This window comes from Paenarthrobacter sp. 10L412 (assembly GCF_056395565.1).
The window spans coordinates 78,741-100,466 of record NZ_JBFTJT010000015.1 but is presented as its reverse complement, the minus strand read 5'-3'; the positions used below and the strand labels follow the sequence as shown (position 1 = coordinate 100,466).

The window sequence follows — 21,726 nt, the reverse complement described above, 5'->3', positions numbered from 1 at the left end:
TCCCCATTCAATCAGGAAACCCAGAACGGGTTGACCGGTGCCTGCCGTCAGCTTGTTGGGGCAGCGACCAAGGGCAGGTCATGGACGGGCAGTAACGTCCTGGCGGCGCCAACGTATCCAGCCAGGAGCGCATGAGCTACATCATGGACGTGAGAGTCATGGGGCACGAAAGTGCTTGAGTGCAACCGTTCCCCGGTTCCGCTGGTACCCACGAACATCATCAATGAAGGCATTCTTTCCGAAAAATACGAAAAATCGTCGGAGCCTGCCGACCTGAGATTGCTGTCCACTTCCAAGCCCAGAGCCAGCAGTAGAGGAGCAGTCGCCTTAACGATGTGCGCATCATTTTCCAGGACGGGTTCGCCTTCGGTGACGCTGACTTCACCGCTGCAGCCGTGCGCAGCTGCAACCAGGTGCACTGTCTCGGCAAGACGCCGTAGCACTTCCTCCCTCACAGGGGTGGCCATGGTGCGGACAGTTCCCCGGGCAGCGGCAGTACCCGGTATGACATTGGCGGCGGTACCGGCCTGAAGGGTAGCAATGGTGAGAACGACCGAATCCATGGGATCCACGTTCCGGCTCACGATGTTTTGCAAAGAGACCACAACGTGGGATAGCGCCAGAACAGGATCCGCTGCAATGTGCGGGTAGGCAGCGTGTCCACCCCTACCATGAACGTTGATGACGAACTCGTCCGATGAGGCATTCACGGCCCCCGGTGTGCACGCCACTGTCCCTCCGGGTAGCAGGGGCTGAACATGGGCCGCGACTGTGGCACGCACGTCTTCCTCCGCGAGCATCCCTGTTGCGCAGATGTCCCTTGCCCCGGACGGGTAAGTTTCTTCCCTGGGTTGCAAGACCAGTGCCATGGGAGCTGCGCCCGGCGTTGAGTGGACAGCCCGGGCCAAGGCAACGACGGCAGCCAGATGGATATCATGCCCACAGGCGTGCATGACACCCGGCCTTTGGGAAGCCCAATCGACTTCGGAATCTTCCATGGCCGGCAGCGCATCCAGCTCAGCCCGGACAGCGACCGCCTTGCCGGGGCCGCCGATTCGCAGTACTGCCCCCGTTCCGGCCACAAACCTGGTTTGCAGGTCCCCAGGCAATGCGTTCAAGACCAGATCAAGGGTGGGCCCCTCGGAACCGGATAAATCCGGCAAGCTATGCAATCTATGGCGCAGTTCTATTGCACGCGGAATTTCCTCGTCGATGCGTCTCCTGAGCACCTCAAACAGTTCAGAGTTCACTTCTCCCCCAGCTCATAGACGCGCACTGCGTTATCCCTTCCGACCATGTGAACCACTCGAATGGCATCCTCCTCAGCCCAGTCCCCATCGCGAACCCAAGCCCCCAGGACCTTGCCCATTCCTTCGCGCCATAGTCGAGCCCCGAGGTAATGGAGCTCCGGAGGTCCCCATGCATCCGTTGAAAACAGGATCTTGGAGAACGGTGCCAATTCGAAAGACTCTTTGATCAGTTCCAGAGACTGAACGCCTGTGTAGTTGGTCCCAAGCCCGACATCGAAGTAGACGTGCGGGAATACCTGCGCAAGGTAGCCCGCGTGACGATGGAACGGGTAGCAGTGGAGAAGGAGTACGTCCACCTTCAATGATTCAATCAGCTTCAACCAGGGAACCAGCAGCAAGGGGTCGCAGCGGTCCAGACGCAAATCGGGATCACCGTATCCAGTGTGCATTTGAATGGGCAGGCCACGGTCGACGCCCGACCAGAGAAAGAAGCGCAAAAGCACAGGATCCGAAACACGGAGCGAGTAGCCGGCTGCTACCAAACGGAGCCAGGAAGCGGCCGCCTTCACCACTTCTTCTTTGGACGGCCGGATTGGATCAAAGTCGAACCCATGTCGGTAGGCGATGATGCTCTTGACTCCCACGGCGTTCTCCGTTGCCAGCGCTAGCCGGGCCGTATAGGCGTTAGCGAAATCTGCGGCTGATACGCCTTCCCACGCCAAAGACTCCGCTACGGATTCGAGTCTGACAACCTCACCTACGGTGGCTGAGCTGATGCGCTCCATCCCCGAAAGGCCGTGGATTTGATCACCGCGATATCCGGTTTCGACCAGGAAATGACCTATCCCCGCAGACTGGAGCAGACGAGAGGTTACTTCCGACGTCCCGAGCCCCACACGCCGTTCAAAGTACGCGTCGGCACTCGCATGTGCAGATAGGCCCAACAACGGCGCACACCAACGACGAATCGCGAATCCCAACTGCGAATCGAATTGCGTCATCCATTCAGGAATGGGCCTGTCCGACTCCGTCAGAAGTTCCTCCAGCGAGGATCGGTCAACGTCATCCTTCAACGCTCCATGGACATGGTGGTCCACCAAGGGGATTTCCTCGATGGTGGTCAGGAGATCTTCTACGGAATTAGTAGACATCAGATACCGCTTTGACTCGGGCAGCATCGTCGAGAGTGGCCACATGGGCGAGCTCATGCCGCTTGACCGCCAAATACGTTGCCAACAGATCAGGATGGAACCACGACGTCACGGTCTGGTCCTTTTCCAATGCCAGAAGTGCGTCCTCGAGTGTACGAGGCAGTCGAGGTACGTCGTTCAATTCAGCCGGGCCTGCCGTCTCGGGGAAAATATCAGGTTCGGGGTACTCGTCACCGCCTACGATTCCGGCCAGACCGGCCCGGAGCAGGACACCAAGCGTGAGCCACGGGTTGGCGGTTGCGTCAGCTGCCCTGTACTCAAGATTGAACTGGTGGTCCGGAGCAGATCCACCTGCCGAACTGGTCGGGCAGATTCGTAGAAGAGCCTCCCTGTTTCGTTCCGCCAGGAAAATTCCCCCTACACTCCATCGATCCGGCGCCAGGCGCATGAAGGAAACCGGGCTTGGCGCTGTCCAGGCCGTCAGCGCTTCGGCGTGGTGCAGGATTCCTGCGCTGAATCTTGATCCAACCTCGGAAAGGCGCCCCGGACAGGTGGCGTCGAACAGAACCGGAGTACCGACGTCGTCGACCAAACTAATGTGGACATGGACGCCGGTACCGGTACCGTTTGGTTCCTGAAGCGGCGCGAAGGAAGCTCTGAGGCCGCGTCGGATTGCCAAATCGCGGACCAATTCGCGCAAGAGCACCGCCCTGTCTGCTGCAGTAAGGGGGTCGCTCGGTTCCACCGTGATTTCAAACTGGTTCGCCCCATATTCGGGCAACCAGTTCTCGGGTGCGAGACCACAATCCGTCAAGAGGCGCAGCAGGTCCATTCCGAACGGATCGGCGTCCAGGTGCCTGCGCAAGGAAAACGGAGCCGATTGAGGCAGGCCCTCCACAACGAATTCGTGTTCGAAGGTGGCGATAACGCGCAGGCCCGTTTGCTCTCGAAAGTCGCTGATGGCTCGGCGCAGGAAGGTCCTCGGACAGCAGTCCCAGTCGGTTCCGTCAGGTTGTGTTTGGTCGGCGATCAGAATCCTGAGTCCGGCCTCTTTGGGGCCATCGGCCACGGTGATTTCCGTGGCCTCGTCCGGCATAAGGCGCAGGTCGCCGGTTGAACCGAAGGCGCTGCCCGGCGCAATGCTGCCGAAAGCCGAAATGCCAAGGTTGGCCGGCACCCAGCCCAGACCGGAGCGAAGGACGGAGCCGTAGGCTTCGCCGGGTGCGCCTCGTCCTTTGACCTGACCAGCGAGATCGCAGGTAGCAACGAATATATCGGGGGTGTTCACGGGCGCCTCCGGCCAGTCGTGGGTGGATTGATGCTGGATTCAGTACCCGAGACGCCGCAATAATCCATTGCAGATAGGGCGTACGTCTTTACTGCGGTAATGATCTGGTGGATTGGCACGAACTCGTTTTCCGCGTGCGCGGTTCGGCCAACCCCAGGACCGTAAACTAGCCCGTCGATGCCTTGGGCATCCATCCATGTGAGATCACAGACACCGAGGAACCCCTCTTGTTCAGGAGGGGTGGCCAGGTCAAACCCGCCGACGGAATCACTGTGGGCCTTCATGACCGCGGGGATGAGTTCATGGCTGGCCGGCGCGGTGTACGGCGGCCATAGGAGCTTCCAGTCGAATTCGGGTCGGTGGGCGCTCAGCCAGGGATCGTTGGCACAAGCTTGACGCACGGTTCGTTCGATCTCGTCGATGACTTCGTCGTTGCTTCGCTCAGGGTGGTGGTAGACGCAGTATTCCACTGTGAGCGTGTCGGCGAGGAAGAACGGGACCAGGACGCCCTCCGGGTTTCCACGGATCACCCCGGGCAAGAGATTGAAGTAGCCCGGCTGGAACAGGGGGTGCCTGTCACGCCGCGCCCAAGTATCTTCCAACTGCCGCAGGGCGTGATAAATGATCCAGAACTTATCGATGGTATTGACGCCTAAAGCTTCGCCTTCAAGGGTTGGATGGATGGTAAGACCCCGCAGTCCGGAGTGCGCAGCTTTGCCGACAAGGGACAGCGAGAACCACAGCAGCCCCGGCGTGGTGGGAACCAGATTGGGGGCTGCATCCGAGAAGTTCGACGGTTCGCAGACGATTGCGGCGTCGGCCCCGTATCCAGCCTGTAGGGCTGCCGTTGTACCCGAGAGGTGGTCACCGACTTCTTCTCCGACGACCGCCTGCAGTACGAGGTCTCCTTTGAGCCGGATACCTGCGCTGGCTAATGCGATGGCAGCATATGCCGTGGCGACTGTGCCGGCTTTGTTATCCGTAGCTCCCCTGCCATGAACCGCGTCATCGGTAATCAACCCGGAGAACGGCGCCTGGTCCCACAGACCTTCCCGGTTGGGCGGAACAACATCGACGTGCCCGTTGAGCAGCAGCGAGCGGCCACCGCCCGTCCCGGCAATCCGCCCGCAAGCATTGTCCCGGCCCTTCTCAACTGTGACGAGTTCCGTGGAGGCCCCGGCTTCGCGATGAAGATCGTTCATGAGGGCGCTCACCTCACCCTCGCCGCCCACAAGCTTCTGGTAGTCCTGACCGGGATACTTGGGGTTTATGCTCGGGATCCTGACTGCGTCGGCGACGGACTGCACGATCCTGGGCGCCAGACGATCCACAGCGTCCAGGACCGCCTTTCGCTGGTTCTGCTCTGCCCGGGCAGTGGCATCAATGGACATGCGTGCTCTCCTCGACTTCCATAGTCCGGCTTGCGGGTTTTTGGAGTGCTCTATGGGCGGATTTGTTCGGGTTTCCCGGAAGTAGCCTCCGCGCTCTGGTCCATACGTCTTCGAAGAGCCCGGAAATGCCGCGTGGAAGGAAAATGAGAACCAGAAGGGTTCCAACGCCGATGATGATCGCACGCACAGGCCCAAGGTCAGTGAGTTGGCGGTCGATGACGGTGACTATCAATGCCCCCAGGACCGGACCCCAGATGTGGCCGGTACCGCCGAGGAAGATCATGCTCAAGCCAAGGGTGACGAATCCGAAACTGAAGAGTGTGACGTCCGCAACGCGGAAGTACGCAACATAAAGGGCTCCTGTGACGCCGGCGACTGCTCCGCTGAGGATGAAGGCCAGGAGATGCTGCCTTATTCGGTTCATTCCGCGGCTCACGGCAAGGTTTTCATTGTCGCGCAGCGCGATGAGGCTCTTGCCGAACGGTCTGCTCAGGGCGGTCCGGAGCAGCGCCAGCAGCAGGACCACTGCTCCGCCGAGCAACCATAAATAGCCCAATCCCGAGTACTTTGCGAAGGAAAAATCCCCAACGCTCAGGGCAGGTACGCCTGTCAGTCCGCTGGATCCGCCGGTGATTCCGGGAATGGCCAACACCAGGTAGTAGCAGAGCTGCACGAAGACGAAGGTGATAAGTGCGATGTAGATGCCTCGCATGCGTATCACCGGGATATAGGCCAGGGCACCAGCCAGCCCACCGGCAACGGTTGCCAGTATGAGCCCAAGCCATGGATTCATATCCCATGTCACGGTGGCAACGGCCATCGCGTAGCCACCGACCCCGAAGAAGCCAACGTGTGCGAAGTTGAAGATACCGCCGATACCCAGCGTCAGGTTCCAGCTGGCCGCGAGCAGGGCGTAAATGAGCGCTGTCGCGGCCAGCAGGCGTGCAGAGCCGCTGATGACGACATACGGCAGCAAGGCGGCGGCAAGCAAGAGCAACGGCCACGTCGCGAAGCGCTTGAGGGATCCAAGAATGTTCATCACGAACGTCCTTTCACTAGACCTTGGGGGCGGACCAGCATGATGAGGACCAGCACGAGGAATACGGCTACAGGGCTCCATTGCAGACCGAGCCAGTACGTTGTGCCCGCCTCCAACAGGCCTATGGTGAAGGCGCCGACCAAGGTTCCCCACAAAGTCGCCGACCCGCCGAAGACCAGGACGACAAAGGCAGTCAGCAGGGGTTCAAAGCCCTTGGTGGGCGTAATGGTGGTGGTCGTTCCGTAGACGAAGGCAGCGGCGCAGGCCAGAATTGACGCCACCGCAAATACGCCGGCGTATATGCGCGCTGGCCTGATTCCGACGAGCATTGCCATGTCCCGGTTTTGTTCCACTGCCCGGACGGCCATCCCCCACTTCGTCTTGCGCAGCAACGTAATCAGTCCTACGACTAGAACTAATGCCAGGGCCAGGGCAATGAGGGTGGAGCTTGCGATTTTTACGTCGCCCAAGGCAAATGTTGAGGTGCTCACGGCCTTTATCTGCTTGTTCTGCGGTCCCCAGATTAGTTGTGCAGCACCTTCGACGGCGTTGGCGATGGCGAGGGTCGAAACCATGACCAAGAGAGTTCCGTTTGCCCTGCTGATGAACGGCCGGACCGCGACGAGGTCCAGGAGCATACCCAGTAAGGCCAGCAAGGGAATCGCAGCCGCGAAAGCGAGAAGTACCGGGAGCCCGACCTTCTCTGAGAACGTCCAGATAAGGTACGCGCCCAGCAGCAGGAGCGCGCCGTGAGCGTAGTTGAAGACCCCCAGCGTGGACCAAATGAGGGACAGTCCGCTTGCCATCAATGAGTACAGCGACCCGAGCACGAGGGCTGAGACGAGGATGGAAAGGAGCGCGTCAGACATGCTTGTCTCCCTCAATGTCGTTGATAGCGGATGACGGGTGGGAGCCGACGTACATATCCATGACTTCCTCGTGGCTGGGCTTGATGTCGGTGGTCCCGCTGGAGACGATCCGCCCGAGCTCCACGAGATGCCACCGGTCCGCGAGTTCGAAGAGGAACTCAATATCGCCATCGGCGACTATCAGGGATAGGCCCAGTCGTCGGACTTCGTGAAGTGTCTCAAGGATTTCGTACCGGATCTTGGGTGCCAGCCCGAGAGTTGGTTCATCCAGCACCAGAAGCTTGGGCTTGGCCATAAGGCCCATTCCGATGGCCACCATTTGGCGTTCGCCTCCGGACAGCGTGCCCACAAGTTGCCCTCGACGTTGCAGGAGCTTGGGAAACAGTCCCTGGACCATTTCAAGAGTCTCTTCCCGCTGGCCCCTGGCCGCCGGGATCCCACCTGCCAATAGCAGGTTCTCCCTGACGGTGAGCCTGGGAAAGAGCTGATTGCCTTGGGGCACATGCATCATTCCCTGGTTGACTACCTTATAGGCGGGCATCCCGGTGATATCGCTGCCATCGAAGACAATCTGACCCGAAGAGATCCTGCCAAGGCCCGAGATGGCGCGCAGGGCGGTCGTCTTTCCATGACCGTTGGGACCCAACAAGGCCAGGGCTTCACCCGGGACGACCTCCATGGAAAGTGATCTGACGACAGGCAGGCGTCCATATCCGGCCGCCAGGTCACTGACGCGGAGCAGGGGGCCAACCGTCTGCTGTTCGGCGTTCATGCTGCAGCCTTCCCCAGATATGCCTCCATGACCCGCGGATCCGAAAGAACGGCGTCGGGGGTTCCTTCAACCAGGACTTCGCCGGATGACATGATGACCATCCGTTTGGCCAGATCGCGGATAAGACTGAGTACATGCTCAATGATCAGCAGTGTCAGGCCGCCCTTCTGAAGTTCCCGCAAAAGCAGGATTAGTTCAGCCTGATCTTCATCGTTGAGGCCCCCGGCTGGTTCATCCAGCATCAAGAGCCGCGGCTGTGAAACGAGGGCGCTGGCGATCATTAGCTTCTTTTTTGCCAGCAGTGGTATGTCCGCCGCGGGATCATCTCTGTACTTGGTGATTCCGACTGTCTCCAAGGCAGTTTCCACGTCCCCTTTGGTGCGCCGCCCGCCGAGGTAGTGGTTGGCCACGGCGATGTTGTCCGAAACGCTCAACGACGGGAACAGCTGTTCCGCCTGGAAGGTTCGACGCATTCCCGAACGAGCGATTCTGTGCGCGGGAAGCCTGTCAATCCGCGTACCGTCAAAGAAAATCTCTCCGGCTGTCGGGCCGAACGGCACCCCGGAGATCAGGTTGAAGAGAGTACTTTTTCCCGCGCCATTGGGACCGGCAATTCCCAGGATCTCCCCCTCGTGAACATTCAGCGTGACGTCGTCCACTGCCACGAATCCCCCGAAGTGTCGACTGACCTGCCGTACTTCCAGGAGGTGCCCTGTGGACGGGCCGGCGACTGGTGACTTGGCGATCCTCATTTCATCCACTCGGGTCTCTGGAACTTGCCGTCGGCGAACTCTTCGGGAGCGATGTTCAGGCGTTTGCCGTTTTGGATTTGGTAGTACGTCATCGGGATACCGTCCTTGCCGGCTACCGCCAGATGGGTTGTTGGATCAAAATGGACACGCCCGAGGGTGGTTTGTTTGTCCAGCTTGCCCAATGCAGCTCCGACTTCCTCGCGTTTGTCGGGATCCCCGACTTCCTTGACGGCGTCGGCCCACAGATGGACCTGTTCGTAGAGGCCATAGCTATAAAGGCTCGGTTCGTTCTGGTATGTCTCCGTAAGCTTCCGGGTAAGGTCCTTGGTTTCCGGCAATGCCGGCAACGGGGCAAACGGCAGGTTGTAAAGCACGCCATCAGCGTTCTTCCCTGCAAGCTCAGTGAACTCCGGGACGCTGGGGGCGTACTGCGAAAACACCAGTGACTTCGTGGGGTTCTGGCGGAATTGAGTGAGGAACTTTGACGCATTTGCAGTCAGGTAGTCGAGGTTGATGATTACAGCCGGATCGACCTGCCGAATTTTGGTGATCTGCGTGGTCCAGTCGTCCACTTCCCCAAACGGAACAGTGTCAGGACCGGTGACTTCCCAGCCTTTTGTCTTGAAGTTCTTGTCCAGACCTGACGCTATGCCATTGGAATATGCATTGTCGCTGGAGATGATGTAAACCCGGCGGTTAGTGAGCGGGAACGTGCCATCGGCGTTCCATGCATCCAATTGTTCAGGAATTCCAGTGCTGTAGCCCTCGTATGAAGGGGCAACGGACCAGACACCGGGGTACTTTTCGGGATTCTTGGAAATGATCTCCTGCGTTTGGCCGCTGTTGCCGCTGAGCAGGTACGGAATCCCGGCTTCTGCGAGCTGATCGATTTCGAAGTTCGTCGTGCTGGCGTAGCCGGTGATCACTGCCGCAACATTGGGGTCTGAGGTCAGTTGTGTCACAGCGGCCGAGACCGCATCTGACTTCTGGTCCCGCACGTCAAGGGCTTTGAGTTCAACCTTCCTCCCATCGATGCCGCCCTCGGCATTGATTTCATCGACCGCGAGTCGTGCACCTTGTTCCATGAGCTTGCCGTCGGCAGCGGCCACGCCTGTGAGCGGGGCCAATAGACCGAGCGTGATGGCCTCTCCGGATCCCCCGGAGACACCACCTTCGCCAGTGGGAACGGTACAGCTCACCATCGACATGGCCACGAGGGCGGCGACCGAAAGAAGAAGGGAAGAACGTAAGTGGGGCTTGATTGAGGTGGGCATAGCGCTCCGTAGGAGATGGGGATTTTGGTCCGGGTTTGGGAGTCATATCTGGATACATTTGCTGGATGGAGACAACGATCGAGTCAGTCACCTAACCAACGGGCGATAAAGCACCAACAAGACCGAACAGGTCTTTGGGGTCGTCGGGATTGGCAACGAGATCGATATCTTCAAAGAACTCGGAACCATCCACGGAGTCCCGTACATAACGCAGGGCCGAGAAGTCTTCCACGGCAAATCCGACGGAGTCGAAGATGGTGACTTGATCTTCTGATGTACGCCCAGGTGCGGCGCCGAGGAGGACCTTCCAGAATTCGGTAACGGCGAAGTCGGCCGGCATCTGCTGGATTTCACCTTCGATCCGCGTCTGTCCCTCGTACTCGACAAAGACGTCACCCATCTCCAGGATCAACGGATCCAGTTCCGTCTTTCCGGGGCAATCTCCGCCAATCGCATTGAGATGGACGCCAGGAGCAACGTGCTGAACGCTGAGGATCGTGGCCTGGGCTTTGTCCGCAGTGCAGGTCGTGATGACGTCGGCGCCCTGAACCGCTTCCAGAGCAGATGCAGCAACATCTATTTCGAATCCAAGCGGAACCATGTTCCGGATGAACTTCTTCACTGCGGCGGAATCGGTATCCCAAACCCGCAGCTTCGCAACGCCCAATGCTGTTCTCATAGCCAGTGCCTGGAATTCTGCCTGGCTTCCGGTTCCAATCATGGCCATGACCCTGGAACCGGGCCGGGCCAGGGCCTTCGCAACCATGGCGGACGTGGCGGCGGTGCGCAGCGCGGTAAGGATCGTCATTTCTGCAAGGAACGTTGGATAGCCGTTGTGGACATCTGCGAGAACGCCGAATGCCGTGACGGTTTGGTAGCCGCGTGCAGGATTGGAAGGGTGCCCGTTCACATATTTGAATCCGTAGGTCTCATGATCGCTGGTGGGCATGAGTTCTATAACGCCATACGGGGTATGACTGGCTACCCGGGGCGTCTTATCGAACCGCGCCCAGCGGCGGAAGTCATCCTCTATGTACTGGATCAGATCTTTGATGATCGTCTCCGGCCCCTGGGATCTGACCCAGCTGATCATGTTGTGTACATCAACAAAGCGCGTCATCTGCGCTCCCTTCTGGTTCGTGCCGTTCACGTCCTCGGGATCGGCTGCTTCCATAATGCGTTACAAACCATCCAAAGTCACTAGTTTTGCGAAGTTTGTTACATTTCGTTCAAGGTCGACAGGTGTACCCGAGTGACATTCCTATTCCGGCTTCCCGCTCCACTTAGCACGAGCGCGAGCGAACGCTCGATAGGCTGTGCCCATGAACCCGATAACCACCTGGGCGCTTGGCATCGACTTACTGCTCTTGCGGGACGGCGGTCGGCAAAGCCCCCTCTTGGGTGGCAATGCTGTCGAGAACAGGTTCACCTATCGGCCTAACTGGGGCCTCCCCGGCTGGCCTTCCGGGGAGCAGACCGCAGCCCCGGTGTTGGGTTTCTCCCGGGAGAATATCCGCCCCGGGGAGTCGACACTCGCGGTGATAGTGCCGCTCTTTCTCGAGCACGTGCCCGGATGGTCTGATGTACGACCCGGCGACGAGCTGCGAATGTACGAAGGCCCTCGGGTCTGCGGGATGGGAACCGTCCTCTGGATCGACCAGGCGATTTGGCCTGTACCCGCAGATGATCAGGAGCGGCTGGCGGCTTGGCTCTCTGCGCCATTGGGCGAACGACGATGAAGGTCATGTGCATGCAGCTCCTCACCCATGACAGGCGGGGAACACTGGAATCCAGTCCCTGGCTGACCCTCGACGAGGAGTATCACGTACTCTCATTGACGGCGCACCCTGACGGTCGCGTAGAACTGGCAAGCCCGCATCGGCGAGGGCGGCGTGCTGGAGTTCGCACCGGCCAGCTGGCAGGTGCCCGGCTTCTGGGAGGACTACTACGACGGTGATCCCGCTGCCGCCGAGATCGTCAAGACTGAACTGAGCAAGATTCTGGGCACCCAACGCGACTCCAGCATGCCTGATCTCAGCGGCCCAATGACTTCGCTGGAGCTCCAGGCGGCGGCTGAGCAGCTGGTGACCGCACAAGGAACAGATCCGTGGAAGGGTCTGATGCTGGTGCTGCTGCACTACATCAAGGAATTATCTGTGCCGAAGGAGCTCTCGGACGTACTGGTCTCTGTGGATGCGTACTGGAGCTCGGGCAAGGGAACCCCGGAGACGCTGGAAGCAGCCAAAGGAAAATGCAGGGACTTCCTGAATGAGTTCGAGATGCACACGCACTTGGACAGTCCCGACACCCAAATGCGTGCCGTCCTCCGCGGCGCGCTGTCTAATTGCTTACTTGATGCGGCATTATGGGCGAACGGAGGACCTGTCCAGCTGCGGCTTTACGAACAAGAGCCTGATTGTCTGAACGCAGATTCCCACATTCAGGAACAACATAAACAGACTTGGAATCCTGCCGCTGGTCGCCGCGAAGTCAAGGATGTTGATAACAGTGAACGTCAGCGCGAGGCACGACAAGACAAGCGCAGCAATGAGCGGCAGCTTGTCTGTGCTGCGCCTGGCAGCGATGTTCCAAATACCAACCGCAGCCAGCGCCATGAAGTAGAAGATGTTGAGGGTTACGAAGACTGCTTGTTCAGACCTATCGCTCTCGGTGAGGGTTGCCAGCCCAGCCCCATACAACGAATACAACCAAATCATTCCCGCCGCGCTGATCACGGCGACAGCGATGAGGCCGATGCCAATGGAAGTACGGGCTTTGCGGTTTTTCTTCGGGTCCTCGTCTGCCGTCGCTGTGGGTAGGTCGCCAGGGCGCGGAATCTGAAGGCTCATACGGGAACTCCTCGGCGTGCAGGAAGCACCCTTTGCACCCCCATCGGAAACAATGTAGCAGTGAGCGCAGTCACATACGGAGCTTCTCGCCCACCCCGGGTTCATGATCCACGTGCGATAGCGATCAATGCGACGCTCTGGGCGCAAAACGAAGAAACCCCCGGAAAATCCGGGGGTTTCTTTTGGTGGGCGATACTGGGTTCGAACCAGTGACCTCTTCGGTGTGAACGAAGCGCGCTACCACTGCGCCAATCGCCCGGGTGCAACCTGCATCAACTCGCTGATGCATACAGAAGACTAGCCCACCGTGGCTGGATTGCAAAACGCGCTCAGCCCACCTTTCCACAACTGAATGACAAGCCTGGAATTACAGCCGTGAAACTCCCGAAGAGCCGCGTAAATTCAAGGATCCGAGCCCCTTAAGAAGCCAAGGCAACCAACCGATTTGGAGTTTCAAGCAACCTCCTATAGAGTTTTTACTCGTCGGAAAGCGACGGAATGCCTACTGGGCAGGCCGGCGCAACGGCACTGCGGACGTAGCTCAGCTGGTAGAGCACCACCTTGCCAAGGTGGATGTCGCGAGTTCGAATCTCGTCGTCCGCTCGCAAGGCACTGTCAAGGCAAGAATTCCTCGGAATCTGCTTACACGGTGGGTTGGCCGAGAGGCGAGGCAGCGGCCTGCAAAGCCGTATACACGGGTTCGAATCCCGTACCCACCTCGGTGAAAACCATGTCTTCCAGTCACGGCTGGATGCATGGGCGATTGGCGCAGCGGTAGCGCGCTTCCCTGACACGGAAGAGGTCACTGGTTCGATCCCAGTATCGCCCACCAGAACAAGGCAACTTGTTTGTTGTTGAAGGCCAGGCATTCGCCGGGCAGACAACATGTGCGGACGTAGCTCAGCTGGTAGAGCACCACCTTGCCAAGGTGGATGTCGCGAGTTCGAATCTCGTCGTCCGCTCTCCTTTCATAAGGACCCGGAAACGGGCGATTGGCGCAGCGGTAGCGCGCTTCCCTGACACGGAAGAGGTCACTGGTTCGATCCCAGTATCGCCCACCAGAACAAGGCAACTTGTTTGTTGTTGAAGGCCAGGCATCCGCCGGGCAGACAACATGTGCGGACGTAGCTCAGCTGGTAGAGCACCACCTTGCCAAGGTGGATGTCGCGAGTTCGAATCTCGTCGTCCGCTCCAATGAAAAAGGCAGCTCCTCGGAGCTGCTTTTTTTATGCCCACACGCGGAGTCAAATGCCATTCATTATTTGAAGTAACTGATACACCTAAGAAAAAGTCGCTTTATCTAATGTGATTCGTCTCGCACAATGTAATGCGAGCTCATCACCGTTCCACGCCAACTGGCAGGAGTACCCCATGAATCAACAGACGGCTTCCCAATCCGTCATGAGGCGCAAGCCCATCGACGACATAGAGGAAGAAAGCAAGCACAGTGGACTCTTCAAGAGTCTTGGCCTCTGGCAACTGACGGCCATCGGCGTCGGCGGCATTATCGGCGTCGGCATTTTCTCGCTGGCTGGCCTTGTAGCCCATGGCGACGCAAACAATCCGGGCGTAGGCCCTGCAGTGCTCGTCTCGTTCCTTATTGCCGGACTTGCTTCCGGCGCCGCTGCTCTGTCCTATGCCGAATTTGCCGGCATGATCCCCAGGGCCGGCTCCGCCTACACCTATGGCTATGTGGCTTTGGGCGAGATCATCGGCTGGTTTATCGGCTGGGATCTCCTGCTTGAATACATCGCCATTGTTGCCGTTGTGGCAATCGGCATCTCCGGCTACTTCGATGCTTTCTTGTCCGGCATCGGAATCCACATGCCCACCTGGATGACGTCCACAGCGGATGAAGGAAAGGGCGGCATCATCAACCTTCCGGCAATCCTGGTGTGCCTCCTGGTGACCTGGATCCTGAGCAGGGGAACCAAAGCTTTCGGCCGCTTCGAGTTGGTGGCTGTCGCCATCAAGGTGGTGCTGATCCTGTTCATCATCGGGTTGGGCATTTTCTACGTCAACACCGAGAACTTCAATCCGTTCATGCCCAGCGGCTTCGGCCCGGTCTTCTCCGGTGCAGCCACGGTGTTCTTCGCTGTCTTTGGTTACGACGCCATGAGTACAGCCGCGGAAGAAGCCAAGGACGGCAAGAAGCACATGCCCAAGGCGATCGTCCTGTCCCTGATTATTGCCATGCTGCTGTACGTGGCAGCTACGCTCGTCCTGACCGGCATGCAGAACTACAAGGATATCGATCCCAAGGCTGGCTTCGCATCGGCGTTCACCGGGGTGGGTCTGCCTGTCATCGCCACCATCATTTCGGTTTTCGCTGTCCTGTCCATCCTGACGGTCATGCTCACATTCCTTCTGGGCGTTACCCGCGTGTGGTTCTCCATGAGCCGCGACGGCCTGCTGCCGGGCTGGTTCGCCCGTACCGACCGTCACGGCACACCGCAACGGGTGACGTGGATCGCGGGCATCGCCTCAGCGTTCCTGGCCGGCGTTTTCCCGATCAAGGAAGTGGCCGACCTCACCAACATCGGCATCCTGGCAGCATTCGTTGTGGTCTGCATTTCCGTCATTGTCTTCCGCTACAAGAGGCCTGACGCTCCCCGCACCTTCCGTTTGCCGTGGATGCCCGTAGTTCCCGCCTTCGGCGTGCTGGCTTCCGGGTTCCTGATGTCCCAGCTGCATTGGGAAACCTGGCTGCGATTTGTCGTCTGGCTCATTGTTGGCTTGATCATCTACTTCTCCTACGGCCGTAAGCACTCGCTCATGAATCCGAACAGCCCGCGTCACCTTGAGCTCAGTAAGCCCTTGGCGTAGCGCATCTGCAATCCTTGGCACACCCTGAATCTGGTGTTAGGGTCGGACGCGGAGGAGCGAACTGGCTCCGCGAAGGAAGGGAGGTGCCCGTGGGTTTAATTGACGACCTGAAGGGTAAGGCTCAGGGTCTCATTCAGGGCAACGAAGAAGCCATTCAGAATGGCATCGAAAAGGCCGGAGACTTCGTCGACCAGAAGACAGGCGGCAAGTTCGCAGGTCAGGTTGACGCGGTTCAGAATGCCGCTTCCGACTTCGTGGCTACAACAGACGCGGACGCCGCACAGGCTCCCGTCGCGGATGAGCCTAAGCAGCTGTAGCTGCCTGAGCCCGCCGTACCAGATACGTCAAGGGGGCACCGGTCCCGCCGAGAGGCGCCACCGGTGCCCTTGGCGTTTAACCGGCGACTGGCTTCCCGTCCGGTATTTTGGTCCTTATGCCATCAGCCTCTTCCGCAGTCCAGCGCCCCTCTCGCCAGGACACGTTGGGGCCGCCTATTACGGCTGGCATCGTCACCGCCCTCGTCGGTTTCACGTCCTCCTTCGCTGTGGTCCTTGCCGGACTGCGGGCTGTGGGAGCCAACCAGGCGCAAGCCTCCAGCGGCCTCCTTGCCCTCACACTGACGTTCGGACTGGGCATCTTGTGGCTGGCGTGGAGGTCGAAAATGCCCGTCACCCTGGCCTGGTCCACCCCGGGTGCGGCGCTCCTCGCCTCGGCAGGAATGGTCGACGGCGGGTGGCCGGCAGCGGTGGGTGCGTTCGTCGTCGTCGGGGTGCTGATCGTCCTGACGGGGTTACTGCCCAGCCTTGGCAGGCTCATGGCGAAGATACCCACAACGCTTGCGCAGGCGATGCTGGCGGGCGTGCTGCTCCCCCTGTGCCTGGCACCTTTCCAATCCTTGGGAGAACTGCCCTTGCTGGTTGGCCCGGTGGCCCTTTGCTGGTTGGTGATGATGAAGTTCGCGGCCCGCTGGGCGGTCCCGGCGTCACTCGTGGTCGCCCTCGCCGTCATCGGCATCCATATCGTGGCTAACGGCGTTCAGATTCCCGGAGACGACCTGTTGCCCCGGCTCGAATGGACTACTCCAACATTTACTGTGGAGGCAGCGGTGGGGCTTGCCCTGCCCCTGTTCATTGTCACGATGGCATCGCAGAACATTCCCGGCGTCGCCGTGCTCAAATCCTTTGGCTACACAACGCCCTGGCGGGCATCGATGGTGGTCACGGGAGCCGGAACCATCGCGGGCGCTCCGTTCGGAGGCCACGCCATCAACCTTGCTGCTTTGAGTGCGGCGTTGGCCGCGGGCGAGGAAGCCGGGAAAGACCACGGCAGGCGCTGGATCGCGGCATTCGTGGCTGGCTTGGCTTACCTGATACTGGCAGCGTTCTCCGCGGCCCTTGTCACGGTCGTTGCTGCTGCACCGGCGGGTTTGCTTGAAGCGGTGGCAGGTCTGGCCTTGCTAGGCACCTTGGCCTCAGCCATCTCCTCCGCATTGGCAGTCGCCGAAGAGCGCGTACCGGCGTGCATCACTTTCCTGCTTGCCGCCTCAGGGATCAGCTTCGCAGGAGTGGGTGCCGCCTTCTGGGCTTTGGCGGGAGGCATCCTGGTCCGCTGGTTACTGAAAGACCGGGAACCGCTGACGCCTTCACACAGATAGCGTCGGACCCGATTCAGGCAGGTTCGTGGTTCTGTCCCTCACGGGCAAGAGCCGTAAGCCTGGACACGGCACGGAAGTACTTCTTCATGTAGCCGCCCGTCATCATCTCTTCAGTGAAGAGTTTGTCGAACGGGACCCCGCTGGCAAGAATCGGGACATCTTTGTCGTAGAGCCGGTCAGCGAGGACCACGAAGCGCAGCGCTACTGCCTGCTCGGTAATCGTCTCGACGTCGCGCCACACCACGGCTTCGATGCCTGAGATCAACTGGCGGTAGCGGCTGGGGTGAACGCCGGCGAGGTGGTGCACGAGAGTGCCGAAGTCATCCACGGCAACTGTTTGTCCGTCGAACTCGGCGTGCATGCGGTGCTTGAGATCTTCAGTCTTCAACGGTGACGGAGCAGCGGGCAGGCCACGGTGGCGGAAGTCTTCGCCGTCAATCCTGACCACATCAAACTGGTCGGCAAGGACCTGGATTTCCCGTTGGAAGTCCACGGCTGCGAAGCGTCCTTCGCCCAAGGAACCCGGCAGGGTGTTCGAAGTTGCGGCCAGCTTTACGCCGGCGTCGGCCAGTTCACGCATCAGGCGGGACATCAACACGGTATCGCCGGGATCGTCGAGTTCGAATTCGTCAATGCAGACAAGCTTGTAGTTGCTGAGGGCTTCCACGGTTTTGCGGAACGAGAGCGCGCCTACGAGGTTGGTGTATTCAACGAACGTACCAAAGGCCTTGGGACCCGGAGACCGGTGCCAAAGGGAGGCCAGAAGGTGGGTCTTTCCGACGCCGAAGCCACCGTCAAGGTAAATGCCGGCCCGGGTGGCAGGAGCCTTCTTGGCGAACAACTTCTTGAACAGGCCACCGCCGTCATCGGCTCCAACACCGTCAGCGAAAGCCGACAGCAGCTTGACCGCATTGGCCTGGCTGGGCTGGGCAGGGTCCGGGCGGTAGCTATCGAACGATACCTCTCCGAATCGCGGAGACGGGTAGAAACCCTTGAGGAGTTCCTCCACGGAGACTGCCGGTGTGCGGGCAGCCAGTTGTTCGATCTGTACCACGGTGGTCCGTTCTTAGAGTATTTGGGTCCCCAGCAAGAATACCGGCATCCGGCGTCCCGAAAACGGCGACGTGACCAAGGCCATGTTTCACCATATGACCAGCGGGGAAGCATTCCTCGCGGCCCGTGGTTAGTGTTGGAGCACGCCGGGCCGGCAACTGATGCAGCTTCCAGGGCCTGGCTCCGCCCGTTGTCAGTGAAAGGCCATCATCATGTCCTACCCCGTTGAACAAAACGAAAAGTTCGCGTCCTACGCGAACCCTGAACGACTCGTATCCACGCAGTGGCTTGCCGCAGCACTTGCCGAAGGCGCTATCGCCGACGGCAAGCTGGTGGTTGTGGAGTCCGATGAGGACGTCCTCCTGTACGAAACCGGCCACATTCCGGGTGCCGTAAAGATCGACTGGCACACGGACCTGAACGATGAAGTGACCCGCGACTACGTGGACGGCGCCGCATTCGCCGCCCTTGCAGCGTCCAAGGGTATCTCCCGCGACACCACCGTCGTGATCTACGGCGACAAGTCCAACTGGTGGGCTGCCTACGCCCTCTGGGTGTTCACCCTGTTCGGACACGAAGATGTCCGCCTGCTGGACGGTGGCCGCGACAAGTGGATCGCTGAAGGCCGCGAATTGACCACCGACGTACCGACGCCGGCCCCGGGCACCTACCCCGAAGTAGAGCGCAACGACGCCCCCATCCGGGCCTTCAAGGAGGACGTCCTTGCTCACCTGGGCAACCCCCTGATCGATGTCCGCTCCCCCGAGGAGTACACGGGCCAGCGCACCCACATGCCCGCCTACCCGGAAGAAGGCGCACTGCGTGGCGGTCACATCCCCACGGCCGCTTCGATTCCGTGGGCCCGCGCTGCTGCTGAGGATGGCACCTACCGTTCCCGTGAGGAACTGGAAGCCCTCTACCTGGGCGAAGCCGGCCTGACGGCGGGCGACGACGTCGTGGCCTACTGCCGCATTGGCGAGCGATCCAGCCACACGTGGTTCGCGCTGAAGTACCTGCTGGGCTTTGAGACCGTCCGCAATTACGACGGTTCCTGGACCGAATGGGGCAACGCGGTCCGCGTACCCATCGTCAAGGGCGCCGAGCGCGGTTCCGTGCCGGCAGCCTTGGTCCGTAACTAGCGATACAACGTAACTAGCAATGCAATCAGGGCCGTTGTGCGTAAGCTGGAAGTGATGAGTACCAACACTTTGCCCGCCGCACTGGCGGAGATCGTCGATGACTTCCAGGCACTGACGGAGCCTGACCGCCTGCAACTGCTGCTCGAGTTCTCCCGTGGGCTGCCGGAACTTCCGGAGCGCCTCAAGGACCACCCGGAGTTGCTGGAGCAGGTTGTGGAGTGCCAATCGCCTTTGTTCCTCACCATCGAATCGGAGAAAAACAAGGACGACGCCGAAGGCCCCCGCGCTTACCGGTTGTTCTTCAAAGCTCCTCCGGAGGCTCCCACCACGCGTGGATTCGCCGGGGTACTGCACGAAGGACTCGATGGATTGACGGCCCAGGAAATTCTGGACGTTCCGGATGACATGCCGGAGTTACTGGGATTGACCAGGGCCATCACTCCCCTGCGCATGCGCGGCATGACCGCCATGCTGGGCCGTATCAAGCGGAAAGTGGCGGCCGCAAGCCGCTTGGAACACTAAGCCGTTTCTGCAAGGAAAAGCCACTTTCTGTACGGCAAAGCTGAGAGGCGTCCCGGCACATGGCCAAGAAGATGGCATCACAGGGAACGCCGGCCACTGCAGCACTCGCTGCGGCCGGCGTTCCCTTCGTGCTGCACCCGTATTCCCATGATCCCTCGGCCGCAAGTTATGGGTTGGAAGCTGCCGAAGTCCTGGGCGTCGATCCGCAGCGGGTTTTCAAGACATTAATGGTGGAAGTCGAAGGCAAACTCGCCGTGGGCATCGTCCCCGTTTCAGGAAACCTGGACCTCAAGTCCGTCGCGGCAGCCTTCGGTTCGAAGAAGGCAGCCATGGCCGACCCCAAGGCGGCCGAGCGCCGGACCGGCTACGTCTTGGGCGGGATCTCCCCCTTGGGCCAGCGCCAACCCTCCCCCACCGTGCTGGACGAGTCGGCTTTGTCCTTTGACACCATACTAGTGTCCGGTGGCCGCCGCGGGCTCGACATTGAAATTGCCCCAGGGGACCTGGTCCGGCTGACCAAGGCAGTGACGGCGCCAATCGGCACCAAGGGCTAGCGTCACCCTGGGGTGACGTCACCCAGCCTGCGCGTTACCTCTATTGACCAGCACCCTCTGATTGCCCAGCACCCTCTGATTGTCCGGGATTGTTCCGGGGAGCCAACTGACGCTGCAGCCATGAGCGAACCAGCCGTTCCCATTTCTCCGGGTCAACGTTCCACTCCTTCGTGTGCCGCGCACCGTGGAACGGTTCGAACGTCACCATGTCCGGGTTCTTCTCGGCAAGGCTCGCAGAAGGCTCAAAGGGGACGTAGTCGTCGTCGACGCTGTGGATCAGCAGGGTTGGGGTTCGTAACTCAACGGCTCGTGCTTCCCAGTCCATCGCTTTGAAATCCACGGGAGCGGAAAGTCCTGTGAGCCTGCGGCCCAGTGGATGTCCGAGCATCAACTGTCCGTATCGGCCTACGTTGTAGGGGATCCTGTTCATCTCTGCATGGTGGGCCATCACGTTGACCCAATTGATCACTGGCGCGTCCAGCACCAAAGCACGGATCAGGTGCCTGTGCTTGGACAGATCTGCTGTTTGAAGGCTGATCGCGCCACCCATGGACCAGCCGAACAGGACCACTTCCAGGGCACCATGTGCCGTCGCGTATTCGATCGCGGCTTCCACGTCCCGCCACTCCGTGGAGCCCAGTCCGTACCGCCCATCAAGTGCAGAGGGCGCAAGCCCGTCATTGCGGTACGAAATCAGCAGGCTGTCCAGTCCCAGCTCCCGCGCGGTCCGAACAGCCCTGAGGCCTTCAAGCCTGGTGGCACCGCGTCCGTGCACCATGATCGCCCAGATGGGTGCGTGGGTAGCTGGATCGGCCCGGACCAGCCATGCTGGAGCCTTTCCGACGTCGAGGTCAATCTCTACATCCTCGGCGGCTAGCCCGATGGCCGCGGGATCCGGGTACGTTGCGCCGCTCCACCATCCCCGGCGGGCTTCAGCCAGGTTGCCGCTGTAAACCTCTTCGACCTCGCGCAGCACCGTTTGTTCAGCTGGTGAGTAGGACACGATCCTGCCAATCCTGGCATGGCCTTTACCGCCCTCGAAGAAGAGGCTGAACACGCCATCGATGGTGGTGTCAGGGGTTGCCGCAAGGATGACCTGCAGTCCCTTGTCGCTGCGGATGACGGCGAGGACCTCCTGGTCCTCATGACGGGCAGCGGGTGTAATGACGCGGCGGGCAAAATACACTGCGAGCGCGGAAGATCCGGCACCGACGAGTCCTGCGAGTGTCCCTCCGGTGAGGATTCCGGCGATGGCCCATTTTGTGCGCAGGGACATTTTCTTCTCTGCAGCGTCGCTCGCTGACCGGGTATTCAATGCCATGGCTCCATTGTCGCCGTTCAGT

The 21,726-nt window shown here is 60.0% G+C and carries 20 protein-coding genes and 7 tRNA genes; 14 read left to right on the top strand and 13 right to left on the bottom strand.

Annotation, left to right across the window (positions count from 1 at the left end; all coding sequences use genetic code 11):
- Positions 1–47 precede the first annotated feature (47 nt).
- The 10 genes from AC1DD7_RS19835 to AC1DD7_RS19790 all read right to left on the bottom strand — a co-directional run bounded on the left by AC1DD7_RS19835 (position 48) and on the right by AC1DD7_RS19790 (position 10,906).
- Positions 48–1,229: a M20 metallopeptidase family protein gene (locus AC1DD7_RS19835; RefSeq protein ID WP_477516300.1), complete on the bottom strand. Its 1,182-nt coding sequence runs from the start codon at positions 1,227–1,229 to the stop codon at positions 48–50.
- Between the two features lie 17 nt (positions 1,230–1,246).
- A complete protein-coding gene (locus AC1DD7_RS19830; protein WP_477516281.1) occupies positions 1,247–2,401 on the bottom strand; it encodes an amidohydrolase family protein in 1,155 nt (384 codons plus the stop codon).
- Positions 2,391–3,689 (bottom strand): type I glutamate--ammonia ligase, encoded by a 1,299-nt coding sequence (locus AC1DD7_RS19825; RefSeq protein WP_477516280.1) that lies wholly within the window; start codon positions 3,687–3,689, stop codon positions 2,391–2,393. The genes AC1DD7_RS19830 and AC1DD7_RS19825 overlap by 11 nt, the downstream gene beginning before the upstream one ends.
- Entirely contained in the window at positions 3,686–5,080 is a 1,395-nt protein-coding gene (locus AC1DD7_RS19820) for a M20 family metallopeptidase (RefSeq protein ID WP_477516279.1), read from the bottom strand. The genes AC1DD7_RS19825 and AC1DD7_RS19820 overlap by 4 nt, the downstream gene beginning before the upstream one ends.
- Entirely contained in the window at positions 5,070–6,119 is a 1,050-nt protein-coding gene (locus AC1DD7_RS19815; RefSeq protein WP_477516278.1) for a branched-chain amino acid ABC transporter permease, read from the bottom strand. The genes AC1DD7_RS19820 and AC1DD7_RS19815 overlap by 11 nt, the downstream gene beginning before the upstream one ends.
- On the bottom strand, positions 6,119–6,988 hold the full coding sequence (locus AC1DD7_RS19810) for a branched-chain amino acid ABC transporter permease (RefSeq protein ID WP_477516277.1): 870 nt from the start codon (positions 6,986–6,988) through the stop codon (positions 6,119–6,121). Before AC1DD7_RS19810 ends, AC1DD7_RS19815 begins: the two co-directional genes overlap by 1 nt.
- On the bottom strand, positions 6,981–7,760 hold the full coding sequence (locus tag AC1DD7_RS19805; protein ID WP_477516276.1) for an ABC transporter ATP-binding protein: 780 nt from the start codon (positions 7,758–7,760) through the stop codon (positions 6,981–6,983). The genes AC1DD7_RS19810 and AC1DD7_RS19805 overlap by 8 nt, the downstream gene beginning before the upstream one ends.
- Positions 7,757–8,512 carry an ABC transporter ATP-binding protein gene (locus AC1DD7_RS19800; RefSeq protein ID WP_477516275.1) on the bottom strand — a complete coding sequence of 252 codons (756 nt, stop codon included), beginning with the start codon at positions 8,510–8,512 and terminating at the stop codon, positions 7,757–7,759. Before AC1DD7_RS19800 ends, AC1DD7_RS19805 begins: the two co-directional genes overlap by 4 nt.
- The gene (locus tag AC1DD7_RS19795; protein WP_477516274.1) at positions 8,509–9,786 is read right to left on the bottom strand and encodes an ABC transporter substrate-binding protein; all 1,278 of its coding nucleotides are present in this window, start codon (positions 9,784–9,786) and stop codon (positions 8,509–8,511) included. Before AC1DD7_RS19795 ends, AC1DD7_RS19800 begins: the two co-directional genes overlap by 4 nt.
- A 91-nt stretch (positions 9,787–9,877) precedes the next feature.
- Positions 9,878–10,906 carry an ornithine cyclodeaminase gene (locus AC1DD7_RS19790; RefSeq protein WP_477516299.1) on the bottom strand — a complete coding sequence of 343 codons (1,029 nt, stop codon included), beginning with the start codon at positions 10,904–10,906 and terminating at the stop codon, positions 9,878–9,880.
- Between the two features lie 202 nt (positions 10,907–11,108).
- On the opposite strand from AC1DD7_RS19790, the gene AC1DD7_RS19785 reads away from it, so the two are divergent.
- Together AC1DD7_RS19785 and AC1DD7_RS19780 are read left to right on the top strand one after the other, a co-directional pair.
- Complete coding sequence (locus AC1DD7_RS19785) at positions 11,109–11,525, top strand: hypothetical protein (RefSeq protein WP_477516273.1); 417 nt, start codon at positions 11,109–11,111, stop codon at positions 11,523–11,525.
- A 153-nt stretch (positions 11,526–11,678) separates the two neighbouring features.
- The gene (locus AC1DD7_RS19780) at positions 11,679–12,605 is read left to right on the top strand and encodes a hypothetical protein (protein ID WP_477516272.1); all 927 of its coding nucleotides are present in this window, start codon (positions 11,679–11,681) and stop codon (positions 12,603–12,605) included.
- Positions 12,606–12,818: 213 nt separating this feature from the next.
- Here AC1DD7_RS19780 and AC1DD7_RS19775 read toward each other — a convergent pair.
- Positions 12,819–12,893, bottom strand: a tRNA-Val gene (locus AC1DD7_RS19775).
- A 272-nt stretch (positions 12,894–13,165) separates the two neighbouring features.
- On the opposite strand from AC1DD7_RS19775, the gene AC1DD7_RS19770 reads away from it, so the two are divergent.
- The 9 genes from AC1DD7_RS19770 (at position 13,166) to AC1DD7_RS19730 (ending at position 17,115) form a co-directional block, all read left to right on the top strand.
- A tRNA-Gly gene (locus tag AC1DD7_RS19770) sits at positions 13,166–13,238 on the top strand.
- Positions 13,239–13,283: 45 nt separating this feature from the next.
- A tRNA-Cys gene (locus tag AC1DD7_RS19765) sits at positions 13,284–13,354 on the top strand.
- Positions 13,355–13,392: 38 nt separating this feature from the next.
- Positions 13,393–13,467 (top strand) — tRNA-Val (locus AC1DD7_RS19760).
- A 57-nt stretch (positions 13,468–13,524) separates the two neighbouring features.
- Positions 13,525–13,597: transfer RNA gene (locus AC1DD7_RS19755), tRNA-Gly, on the top strand.
- A 24-nt stretch (positions 13,598–13,621) separates the two neighbouring features.
- A tRNA-Val gene (locus AC1DD7_RS19750) sits at positions 13,622–13,696 on the top strand.
- Between the two features lie 57 nt (positions 13,697–13,753).
- Positions 13,754–13,829, top strand: a tRNA-Gly gene (locus AC1DD7_RS19745).
- A 177-nt stretch (positions 13,830–14,006) separates the two neighbouring features.
- On the top strand, positions 14,007–15,461 hold the full coding sequence (locus AC1DD7_RS19740) for an amino acid permease (RefSeq protein WP_477516271.1): 1,455 nt from the start codon (positions 14,007–14,009) through the stop codon (positions 15,459–15,461).
- A gap of 83 nt (positions 15,462–15,544) precedes the next feature.
- Entirely contained in the window at positions 15,545–15,778 is a 234-nt protein-coding gene (locus AC1DD7_RS19735; RefSeq protein ID WP_477516270.1) for an antitoxin, read from the top strand.
- A gap of 116 nt (positions 15,779–15,894) precedes the next feature.
- Positions 15,895–17,115 carry a benzoate/H(+) symporter BenE family transporter gene (locus AC1DD7_RS19730; protein WP_477516269.1) on the top strand — a complete coding sequence of 407 codons (1,221 nt, stop codon included), beginning with the start codon at positions 15,895–15,897 and terminating at the stop codon, positions 17,113–17,115.
- Positions 17,116–17,128: 13 nt separating this feature from the next.
- On the opposite strand, the gene zapE is transcribed toward AC1DD7_RS19730, so the two are convergent.
- On the bottom strand, positions 17,129–18,169 hold the full coding sequence (gene zapE, locus AC1DD7_RS19725; protein ID WP_431119793.1) for a cell division protein ZapE: 1,041 nt from the start codon (positions 18,167–18,169) through the stop codon (positions 17,129–17,131).
- A gap of 211 nt (positions 18,170–18,380) precedes the next feature.
- Between zapE and AC1DD7_RS19720 the strand changes: the two genes are divergently transcribed.
- From AC1DD7_RS19720 to ybaK, 3 genes are read left to right on the top strand one after another with little or no spacing between them, the layout of a single operon-like run.
- The gene (locus AC1DD7_RS19720; RefSeq protein WP_477516268.1) at positions 18,381–19,307 is read left to right on the top strand and encodes a sulfurtransferase; all 927 of its coding nucleotides are present in this window, start codon (positions 18,381–18,383) and stop codon (positions 19,305–19,307) included.
- Between the two features lie 54 nt (positions 19,308–19,361).
- Positions 19,362–19,829, top strand: a complete 468-nt coding sequence (locus AC1DD7_RS19715) for a SufE family protein (protein ID WP_477516267.1) — start codon at positions 19,362–19,364, stop codon at positions 19,827–19,829.
- A 59-nt stretch (positions 19,830–19,888) separates the two neighbouring features.
- Positions 19,889–20,383, top strand: a complete 495-nt coding sequence (gene ybaK, locus AC1DD7_RS19710) for a Cys-tRNA(Pro) deacylase (RefSeq protein WP_477516266.1) — start codon at positions 19,889–19,891, stop codon at positions 20,381–20,383.
- A gap of 40 nt (positions 20,384–20,423) precedes the next feature.
- Here ybaK and AC1DD7_RS19705 read toward each other — a convergent pair whose 3' ends face one another.
- Entirely contained in the window at positions 20,424–21,704 is a 1,281-nt protein-coding gene (locus tag AC1DD7_RS19705; protein ID WP_477516265.1) for an alpha/beta hydrolase family protein, read from the bottom strand.
- Between the last annotated feature and the right edge of the window lie 22 nt (positions 21,705–21,726).